Source organism: Mitsuaria sp. RG, from assembly GCF_028369275.1.
GTDB lineage: Bacteria > Pseudomonadota > Gammaproteobacteria > Pseudomonadales > Pseudomonadaceae > Aquipseudomonas > Aquipseudomonas peradeniyensis.
In genome coordinates this window covers 44,046-53,270 of sequence record NZ_JAQMYQ010000039.1, presented here as the reverse complement: position 1 = coordinate 53,270, position 9,225 = coordinate 44,046, and the positions used below count along the sequence as shown (strand labels likewise).

The 9,225-nt window shown below is 64.7% G+C and carries 9 protein-coding genes; 3 read left to right on the top strand and 6 right to left on the bottom strand.

Going from position 1 to position 9,225, the window contains the following annotated elements:
* Positions 1-57: 57 nt before the first annotated feature.
* From POF53_RS19735 to POF53_RS19720, 4 genes are all read right to left on the bottom strand, one after another.
* Positions 58-423 (bottom strand): cupin domain-containing protein, encoded by a 366-nt coding sequence (locus POF53_RS19735; RefSeq protein WP_050705511.1) that lies wholly within the window; start codon positions 421-423, stop codon positions 58-60.
* 30 nt (positions 424-453) lie between these two features.
* A complete protein-coding gene (locus POF53_RS19730) occupies positions 454-1,752 on the bottom strand; it encodes an NAD(P)/FAD-dependent oxidoreductase (RefSeq protein ID WP_203646981.1) in 1,299 nt (432 codons plus the stop codon).
* Between the two features lie 375 nt (positions 1,753-2,127).
* Positions 2,128-3,285 (bottom strand): cationic peptide resistance protein CprA, encoded by a 1,158-nt coding sequence (cprA, locus tag POF53_RS19725; protein ID WP_498969082.1) that lies wholly within the window; start codon positions 3,283-3,285, stop codon positions 2,128-2,130.
* Positions 3,286-3,661: 376 nt separating this feature from the next.
* Positions 3,662-4,492, bottom strand: a complete 831-nt coding sequence (locus tag POF53_RS19720; RefSeq protein ID WP_203646978.1) for an alpha/beta fold hydrolase — start codon at positions 4,490-4,492, stop codon at positions 3,662-3,664.
* Positions 4,493-4,609: 117 nt separating this feature from the next.
* Between POF53_RS19720 and POF53_RS19715 the strand changes: the two genes are divergently transcribed.
* Positions 4,610-5,050, top strand: coding sequence for a MerR family transcriptional regulator (locus POF53_RS19715; RefSeq protein WP_232855367.1), 441 nt, complete (start codon positions 4,610-4,612; stop codon positions 5,048-5,050).
* 118 nt (positions 5,051-5,168) lie between these two features.
* Here the strand turns inward: POF53_RS19715 and POF53_RS19710 are convergent, their stop codons facing one another.
* Positions 5,169-6,164 carry an acetoacetate decarboxylase (ADC) gene (locus POF53_RS19710; protein WP_498969079.1) on the bottom strand — a complete coding sequence of 332 codons (996 nt, stop codon included), beginning with the start codon at positions 6,162-6,164 and terminating at the stop codon, positions 5,169-5,171.
* Between the two features lie 162 nt (positions 6,165-6,326).
* Here POF53_RS19710 and POF53_RS19705 point away from each other — a divergent pair, with 162 nt between their 5' ends.
* Entirely contained in the window at positions 6,327-7,553 is a 1,227-nt protein-coding gene (locus POF53_RS19705) for an NADH:flavin oxidoreductase/NADH oxidase family protein (RefSeq protein ID WP_498969077.1), read from the top strand.
* 56 nt (positions 7,554-7,609) lie between these two features.
* Complete coding sequence (gene arfB / locus POF53_RS19700) at positions 7,610-8,023, top strand: alternative ribosome rescue aminoacyl-tRNA hydrolase ArfB (RefSeq protein ID WP_203646975.1); 414 nt, start codon at positions 7,610-7,612, stop codon at positions 8,021-8,023.
* A 221-nt stretch (positions 8,024-8,244) separates the two neighbouring features.
* Here the strand turns inward: arfB and POF53_RS19695 are convergent, their stop codons facing one another.
* Positions 8,245-9,150: a MurR/RpiR family transcriptional regulator gene (locus tag POF53_RS19695; RefSeq protein ID WP_498969075.1), complete on the bottom strand. Its 906-nt coding sequence runs from the start codon at positions 9,148-9,150 to the stop codon at positions 8,245-8,247.
* Positions 9,151-9,225: the final 75 nt, after the last annotated feature.

Genomic DNA, 9,225 nt, shown 5'->3' with positions numbered 1-9,225 from the left:
TAGTATTAATCTGCCTGACGAGGATGTATCGGCGGCCGCTATCGCGGGGGCGTTTCGTCAGGCAATCGCCAGGTAATGCTTGACGAAGGTCTCGCTCAGCACTTCCCACAGCACCGGCGTGCCCTTGGTCACGAACCAGGCATCGCCTGCCTTGTACCGAGTCACCTGACCGGTGGATTCATCGGTCAGCTGGATCTCGCCGGTCACGATCACCGCCTGCTCGCTGAACGGGTAGACCATGCGGAACTTGCCCTGGGTGGTACCGAAGTAGGCGCTGCTGACCGGGTCGGTGGGGGCGCCGTGGGTCATCTTGCCGTAGCACTTGACCTCGCCTTCGAGGATGGTCGAGCCCAGGTCGGCAACGGTGCCCCAGGCGTCGAGTTCGGACAGTTGCACACCCTGGCGGACGGCGGTAAGGGTCATGGTGGTTCTCCTGGTCTTGTTCAAAAGGAATCAACGGCGGCCGTTGAAGAAGCCCGACAGCTGATGCACGGTCTTGCCGGCGGTCAGCAGCAGCGGACGGATGTGGTCCTTGCCGAGGATGCGTGCATGCTTGACCGAGCTGATCAGCTCGTAGCGGCTGGAGCCTTCGCTCATGCCTTCGGCGAGGATCTTGCAGATGATGTGGCTGGGGGTGACGCCGAAGCCCGAATAGCCCTGCACGTAGAAGGCGTTGGGACGGTTACTCAAGGTGCCGATCTGCGGGAACAGGTTGGCGCTGGTGGCCATCGGTCCGCCCCAGGCCAGGTCGATGCGCACGTCCTTGAGGTAGGGGAAGATCTTCAGCATCAGGTTGCGGTTCCAGGCCTTCAGGTCCTTCGGGATGTGCTCCACGAACGGGGTGGCGGCGCCGAACAGCAGACGGTTCTCGCGGGTGACGCGGTAGTAGTCGATCACCGGGCGGATGTCGCTGTAGGCACCGCGGATCGGGCTGATGCGCAGGATCTGCTCGTCCGACAGCGGTTCGGTCATCAGCTGGAAGGCGTAGGTGTTGACGGTGCGCGCATGCAGCTCGGGTTCGAGCTTGTTGAGGAAACTGTCACAGGCCCACAGCAGTTTGTTGGCCTTGACCGAGCCGCGTCCGGTGCGCACGGTGATCCGCTCGCCGTAGTGCACCTCCAGGGCCGGGCTGTGCTCGAAGATCCGCGCGCCGTGGCCGACCAGGGCCTGGGCTTCGCCGAGCAGCAGGTTCAGCGAATGCACGTGGCCGCCGCCCATGTGCAGCAGCGCGCTGCTGTAGGCGTCGGAGCCGATGATCTGCTTGACCTCCGAGCCGCCGAGGAAGCGGATCTCATCCTTGCCGTTGATCGCCTTGAAGTCTTTTTCCCAGGCGCGCAGGGTCTTTTCCTGGCGGGCGTTGAAGCCCATGTAGCCGTAGCCGTGGCAGAAGTCGGCGTCGATCTGGTAGCGGGCGATGCGCTCCTTGATGATGCCGGCGCCCAGTTCGCTGATCTCGAAGATCTCGCGCAGGCCTTTCTCGCCGACGCTGCCCTTGATCTTCTCCAGGTCGTGGCCGATGCCGGCCATGATCTGCCCGCCATTGCGGCCGGTGCCGCCGAAGCCCAGGTAGCGTGCTTCGAGCACGACGACGTTGGTGATGCCTTTCTCGGCCAGTTCCAGGGCGGTGTTGATGCCCGAGAAGCCGCCGCCGATCACCACGACATCGGCGTCGATGTCGCTTTCCAGGGTGGGGAAGCTCAGGTTGTACTTCTTGGTGGCGGTGTAGTACGTGGGCGTTTCGATGTTGATCATGGCGCAGCCTGGACAGTTGGAATTGTTGGACAGCAGGGCTTGCACAAGCGCTGGCGGTTGCAGGCATTGAGCACCTAACGACAGGTAGGTGTCTTGCCTGGGGCTGCCAGGGTTTTGCTTCAGGCTGCCAAGTGTGTCCATCTCTGAGGGCGTACGGCGACAGCATGACCTCCACAGGAGGTGTGGTGATCATGCGCCTCATGAACATGTTAAGTAAATCACCGCCAGCGGCTGCATTCCCTGTAGGAGCGGCCTTGTGCCGCGAAAGGGCTGCGCAGCGGCCCCAGGATCTCAGCGTAGAGGCAGAATTCGCTGGGGCCGCTGCGCGGCCCTTTCGCGGCACGAGGCCGCTCCTACAGGGATGGCGAATGGCTTTTACTTGAAATCCCACTGCATCTGCGTGGCGATGCTCACACCGCTGGACGACCTGACGCACACGTCCAGATAGTCGGTGAAGCGTGGCGGCACGGCGATGCCTTCTTCCAGCAGCCGGCTGTTGTCGAACAGGTAGTTGAGGTCGGCGAAGCCGCTGTACAGGCGCAGTGCGCGCAGCACCAGGCGCGGGTTGGCCGGGCCGATGCGGGCTTCGAAGCGGCTGGCCAGCGACTTCAGGTCGTCGACATCGACCTTGCGATAGCGCTCGCCCACTGGTTGCGCGCCATTGGCCAGGGCGAAGGCTTCGTCGATCTCGGCGAAGGTGCAGGCCGAGTGATGGCCGGCGGAGATGTGGTACAGGTCGTGACTCAGGCGCGGCTTGAGGGTCAGGCCGATCAGCGCCTCGGCGCAATAGTCCACCGGGATCACGTCGATCTGTTCGTCCAGGCCGCAGGTGAAGCTTTCCAGGGCGAAGCCCATGCGGAACACCCAGAAGATGCTGCCCGACGCCTGGCAACCCAGGCTGCGGTGGCCGACCACGATGGACGGCCGCGCCACCACCAGGGGCAGGGCGGGCAGCTCCTCACGCAGACGTCGTTCAACCTCAGCCTTCGAGGCGGTGTAGTCCACCAGCTGTTGGGCGGCCTCGGGGAATTCCCAGGACTCGCTGATTGGCGACTCGCGCTGCGGGCCGCAGCACATGGCGGTGCCCACGTGCAGGAAGCGCTTCAGGCGCGCGGAGCGGCTCAGCACCTGGGCAAAGGCGAAGGTGCCCTCGACGTTCACCGGCCAGATATTGGGGTTCTTCGAGAACGACGCCACGGCGGCGCAGTTGATTACCCTGTCGACCTGCATCAGCCGCGGGGTCTCGCGGGCCAGCCAGGCGGTGTCGAGGAAGTCGCCGCAGATGATCTGCGCCTCGCTCAGCGCCAGGCCCTGGCGCTCATCGACGCCATGCTGGCTCAGGTTGTCGCGCAGGCGTTGCAGGCCCTGGGCCGGGTTGTCGGCGCGGACCAGGAAGCACAGGGCGCCGGCATGGCCTTCGGCGATCATCCGGGCGGCGACGGCGCCTCCGAGAAAACCTGTGGCGCCGGTCAGCAGGATACGTTCCTGGGTTGAAGGGACAGCGTCGAGCGCGACGGTGGCAGGGGTGTTCATAGGTTTCCTCGGTCAATGACGGGCCCGGCTTACACCCCGTGACGGGGTGTAGAAGTCGTGTGAAAGTTGGGCCGAACAGCAGTTTCAGGCGCACAGCCATACGCACTCTTGAGTCAAGAGAAGGCAGCCGTACCGGGTTGGTTTGAAACCACCATGCCCAGGTAACGCGGGACGTTACCAGGGGCAGGGGTATTTAATTGTCTGGCCCGTGGCCTGTTAATTCAATTAACAGTTGTGGCCGATATGGAGGTTTTTGGTGAAAGTATTTTAATGGGTGTTGAACAGCTGTAAGTGCGCGTAGCCAATATGTAAAAAGTTTTAAAGTTGTTGCTCGATCAAGTACTCGTCGGGGGCGCGGCGGCCCCCGACGGGTATCTCAACTGCGCAAGAATGCCAGCAGGTCCTTGTTGATCACGTCGGCGTGGGTGGTCGGCATGCCGTGGGGGTAGCCCTTGTAGGTCTTCAGGATGCCCTTGGGCAGCAGCTTGGCCGACAGCGGCCCCGAGTTCTCGTAGGGCACGATCTGGTCGTCGTCGCCATGCATCACCAGCACCGGGACGGTCACTTTCTTCAGCGACTCGGTGAAGTCGGTCTGGGAGAACGCGACGATGCCGTCGTAGTGTGCCTGGGCGCCGCCCATCATGCCCTGGCGCCACCAGTTGAGGATCACCCCCTGGTCCGCCTTGGCCCCGGGGCGGTTGTAGCCGTAGAACGGCCCCGCCGGGATATCGTGATAGAACTGCGCCCGGTTGGCTTTCAGCTGGGCCTGCAGATCATCGAACACTGACTTGGGCAGCCCGCCGGGGTTGCCGTCGGTCTTGACCATCAGCGGCGGAACCGCGGCGATGATCGCGGCCTTGGGCACCTTGTCTTCGGGATGGCGGGCCATGTAATGAATTACCTCGCCACCGCCGGTGGAGTGGCCGACATGGACCGCACCCTCGACGCCCAGGTGCTTGACCACGGCGGCCACATCGTCGGCGTAGTGGTCCATGTCGTGGCCATCCCAGACCTGGCTCGAACGGCCGTGGCCACGGCGGTCATGGGCGACCACGCGATAGCCTTCGGCGACGAAGAACAGCAGCTGGGCATCCCAGTCGTCGGCGCTCAGTGGCCAGCCGTGGTGGAAGAAGATCACCTGGGCGTTACGGGGTCCCCAGTCCTTGTAGAAGATTTCGACACCGTCTTTGCTTGTGACGTATCCCATTTCGCTTCTCCTGTCTCTAGGGTGTGGAGCGGGCAGGCCGGTGATGGTTCACCTGGCCACCGGACAACTCTAGGATTAAAGTGCGCTTCAAGGTCAATGCAATTTCAAAGGTGCCGGATGAGAATAGGAGAGTTGGCCAAACTTACCGGGCTGGCCGCGTCGCGCATCCGCTTCTACGAAGCCAGCGGGCTGATCAGCTCGGTCGAACGCAAGGCCAATGGCTATCGCGACTACGACGCCGACGCGGTGTGGGTGCTGGAAATGATCACCAACGCCCAGGCTGCCGGGTTCTCGCTGGAGGAGATCCGCCAGTTGCTGCCTGCCAAGAGCAAGGGCTGGCAGCATGACGAACTGCTCGGCGGGCTCAGGCGCAAGGTCGAGGAGATCGAGCGGCTGCAGGAGCGCCTGGCGCGCAACAAGGCGCAGTTGCTGCTGGTGATCGAGGGGATCGAGAGCAAGCCTGAAGGCATGCCCTGCGTGGACAACTCGCAGCGGGTGCTGGAGCGGTTGCGCGAGGAGCTTGCCCAGGACAAGGCCCGGCGAGCTACTGACTTGTAGGAGCGGGCTTGCCCCGCGAACACCGGCCTCGGCCGGTGCCATGCCACTGCATAGTCATGGCCGGCCTCATCGCGGGGCAAGCCCGCTCCTACAGGAATCGAGCACCGTCAGTTCCGTCTCAGTCGCTCGAGCCCAGCGCCGCCAGCGGCCTGGGCGCATACAGCGCGCTCTGGAACTCAGGCACATACTCGTACTTGACCATCCGTCCCAGCTGCAGATCGCGGATATAGCGCGACAGCTCGCCATCTCCAAGCACCAGCTGCGCCGAATCCCCGCTCATGCTCGAGGCATGCAGGGTCTGGCGCGAGGTGGCGTAGCCGTAGGCCAGCCGGCCCTGGTGGTCGAGGTTGGTGAAACTGTTGGTCACCAGGCCTGGTTCAGCGGACAGCCCCTCGAGCTTCTTCGCCCTGAAGATCACATCCACCTTGCCGCTCTGCGCGTCGCCGATGTCGTAGGTCACGGCCCGCGCATCCTCGCGGCGGTCGATCGCGGTCAGCCACTTGGGCAGGTTGTAGCCCACCACGCCGCGCACCCGCGCCAGCTCGGTATTGACCGGCAGCTTGAGCACATAACCCCAGAAATCCTTGGCCATCGACTGGCCGACCAGGGAGAAAGGCCCGAGATTAGCCTTGCCGGGCTTGCTGGTAATGATCGACAGGGCGATCTCGTTGTAGCTGTCGTTGTCGCAGTAGTCGTAGGTGTAGGCGGTAAACGCCACCAGCCCGCGCCCCGGCCACACCTGCAACGGTTGCACTTGTTCCAGCACTTCGGCGGGCATCAGGGCGCGCAGGCGGTCGAGGTCGGCGGTATAGACGGCGGTGACGCGGCTGTTCCTGTAGTAGAAGTTCGGCGAGTAGGAGGTAAAGCCCATGTCGACCCGGGTCTTCTCCAGGCCCTTGAACCAGCTCAGGTCGATGCCCGGCGCCTCGGCCTGGATCACGGCCAGCGGCGGGTTGGAACGGTAACGGTCGTACAGCCCGCCCTTGAGCACTGGCACCGAGAGCCCTGCGATGTCGATCTGCGTGGTTTCGGCGTGTTCAGGGAGGCCATTGGCGGCGTGGGTGACGGGCATCAGCAGGGCGCCGGCCAAGGCGGTTGCGCTTGCGAGTTTCACGGTGCGGTATCTCCAGGGGGGTAAGGGCTGTCGCTGCGCAATCACCCTAACGTTCAACCCAACTTGAGAGTCAATGATCAAATTTTCGCCAACCCAGGGCTTGACCTTAAAGTTGACTTCAAGGCTAACGTCTGCGGCACACCACTTTTCGAGGTATTGCCGATGGACGTGTTCTCCCCCCTTACCCTGCCCAATGGCGCGGTCGTCCCCAACCGCATCGCCAAGGCCGCCATGGAGGAAAACATGGCCGATGCCGACCATGCACCTTCGGACCGGCTGATGCGCCTGTACCAGGCCTGGGCGCAGGGCGGCGCCGGTCTGCTCATCAGCGGCAACGTCATGGTCGACCGGCGCGCCATGACCGGCCCCGGCGGCGTGGTGCTGGAAGATGACCGGCACCTGGAGCGTTTTCGCCAGTGGGCCGCCATCGGCCGCTCGAAGGGGGCGCAGTTCTGGTTGCAGATCAACCACCCCGGCCGGCAGATGCCGGCGAGCCTCGGGCAGCAGACCTGGGCACCCTCGGCCGTGGCGCTGGACCTGGGCAACATGTCCAGGCATTTCGCCACCCCGCGGGCGATGCCTGCCGAGGTGATCGACGAGGTGATCCGGCGCTTCGCCAGCTCCGCGCGGCTTGCCGAACAGGCCGGCTTCAGCGGCGTGCAGATCCATGCGGCCCATGGCTACCTGCTCAGCCAGTTCCTTTCGCCGCTGAGCAACCAGCGCACCGACCAGTGGGGCGGCTCCCTGGACAACCGCGCGCGGCTGCTGCTGGAGATCGTCAAGGCGGTACGCGCGGTGGTGTCGCCCGGCTTCGCCGTGGCGGTCAAGCTCAACTCGGCGGACTTCCAGCGTGGCGGCTTCAGCGCCGACGATGCCCGGCAGGTGGTGTGCCTGCTCAATGAGCTGGCGGTCGACCTGGTGGAACTGTCCGGTGGCAGCTACGAGGCGCCGGCGATGCAGGGCCAGGCCCGGGATGGCCGCACGCTTGCGCGTGAAGCGTACTTCCTGGAGTTCGCCCGGGACATCCGCACGGTGGCGAAGATGCCGGTGATGGTCACCGGCGGCATCCGCCGTCGACCGGTCGCCGAGCAGGTGGTGCAGAGCGGCGTCGAGATGGTCGGCATCGGCACCGCCCTGGCCATCGCGCCGGCCTTGCCCCGCGCCTGGCAGGCAGGGGAGGCGGCGGTGCCGGAACTGCGCCCGATCACCTGGAAGAACAAGGCGCTGGCTTCGCTGGGCAACATGGCCATGGTCAAGTTCCAGCTGCGCAGGCTGAGCGAGGCCAAGGCGCCCGAGCCCGGGGTATCGCCATTGTGGGCTTTGCTGCGCCAGCAATGGACCGACGCCGTGCGCGCCAGGCAGTACCGGCGGCGCATGGCGCAGGCCTGACACCCCGGGACGCCAAGGAGATGCGATAATGGCCGCGCTATCACAAGAGGCGCACCATGCTGACCATCTCCAACAATGTGCATCTGCCGGATGCCGAGATCGAACTGACCTACATCCGCGCCCAGGGCGCCGGCGGGCAGAACGTCAACAAGGTCTCCAGCGCCGTGCACCTGCGCTTCGACATCCCGGCCTCGTCGCTGCCCGCGTTCTACAAGGAGCGGTTGCTGGCGCTGCGCGACAGCCGCATTACCGCTGACGGCGTGCTGATCATCAAGGCTCAGCAGTACCGCACCCAGGAGCAGAACCGCCTGGACGCGCTGGAGCGTCTGGCCGAGCTGATCATCGGCGCCGGCAAGGTCGAGAAGAAGCGCAGGCCGACCAAGCCGACCCTCGGTTCAAAGACCCGCCGCCTCGACTCGAAGTCCAGGCGTGGGACGATCAAGGCGGGGCGCGGAAAGGTGGATTTCTAGTGGGCTTGGGCGCAAGGGCAGGACTCGGCTGTTGCGTTCTTGCGGTCGGGGTTTCGAGGGCTTTGGGGGTGAGAGCTATTGACCCAGTGAGGGCCTCCAGGTGTTCGCCGTAACACTTTCAGCGCCTATGAGATCGAGCGCCGCCCGCGCGGCGCTCGATCTCATAGGCGCTACAGCTCTGACGTCGGCCTCCTTGAAAGGACCAGACCGATCTGGCGCACCTACTTTCTGCTGAACTTCTCACCTGGCACATGCAGATACGACATCACGCTTTCGGTGAGTTCGGTGGCCAGTTTCACCGCCTCCTTGTTGCGCGCCATGACCCCGGCCACCAGGCCCTCGATCAACGCCAGCACGGCGATGTTGGAGCTGGTCAGCACCGGATGATCGGCGGTGGCATACAGCACATGACGGGCCAGCGGCGCCAGCGGCGAGGCCGGGGAGTCGGTGATGGCCAGCACGGTGGCCTTGCGCTCATGGGCGAAGCGCGACAGCTGCAGGGTGTCCTGGGAGTAACGTGGCAGGGCGATGGCCAGCAGCACGTCCTGTTCGGTGATCGCGGCCAGGCGGTAGGCGGCGTTCTCGTTGCCGCCTTCCATGCTGATGGCGCAGGTGTCCTTGCAGAACGGCACCAGGGTCGAGGCGGCGAGGCCCGCCAGGTAGACACTATTGCCGAACCCCAGCACATAGACCTTGCGCGCCTCGAGCAGGCAGCCGACGAACGCCTCGAAGGCGTCGGCCTGGTTGTTGCTGGCGGTGGTCGCCAGGTTGCTGCTGGCGCTCTGGATCTGCTCATGCAGGCCGAACTCGCCACCCGGGCGCTGGGCCAGTTCGTTGCGCAGCTTGTCCACCGGCGAGACCATCTGTTGCAGGGTCGCCACCAGCTCGGCTTTCATGCCGCTGTAGCCGCCCAGGTCCAGGGCCTTGGCCAGGCGGTTGACCGCGGCCGGTGAGGTGGCGGTGGCCTGGGCCATCTCCTCGATGGTCAGAGTCGCGGCCTTCAGCGGGTGGCGCAGGATGTAATCGGCGACCTTGCGCAGGGACGGCGGCAGTTCGCCCAGGCTCTGCGACAGCTTGCGCATGACCGCAGAGGCGTAGACGGTGGTGTTCCTGGTATGGCTCGACATCCGGCGCGACGCTCCCTGAAAGTTGCCGGTAGTGTATCCCAAGGCGCCCGGCGGCGGAGCCGTTGAGCGCCCTGG

Coding starts and splice junctions, on each gene's coding strand:
- POF53_RS19730 (WP_203646981.1), bottom strand. CDS start 1,752: ATGATCAACATCGAAACGCCCACGTACTACACCGCCACCAAGAAGTAC.
- POF53_RS19715 (WP_232855367.1), top strand. CDS start 4,610: ATGAGAATAGGAGAGTTGGCCAAACTTACCGGGCTGGCCGCGTCGCGC.
- cprA (WP_498969082.1), bottom strand. CDS start 3,285: ATGAACACCCCTGCCACCGTCGCGCTCGACGCTGTCCCTTCAACCCAG.
- POF53_RS19705 (WP_498969077.1), top strand. CDS start 6,327: ATGGACGTGTTCTCCCCCCTTACCCTGCCCAATGGCGCGGTCGTCCCC.
- POF53_RS19735 (WP_050705511.1), bottom strand. CDS start 423: ATGACCCTTACCGCCGTCCGCCAGGGTGTGCAACTGTCCGAACTCGAC.
- arfB (WP_203646975.1), top strand. CDS start 7,610: ATGCTGACCATCTCCAACAATGTGCATCTGCCGGATGCCGAGATCGAA.
- POF53_RS19695 (WP_498969075.1), bottom strand. CDS start 9,150: ATGTCGAGCCATACCAGGAACACCACCGTCTACGCCTCTGCGGTCATG.
- POF53_RS19720 (WP_203646978.1), bottom strand. CDS start 4,492: ATGGGATACGTCACAAGCAAAGACGGTGTCGAAATCTTCTACAAGGAC.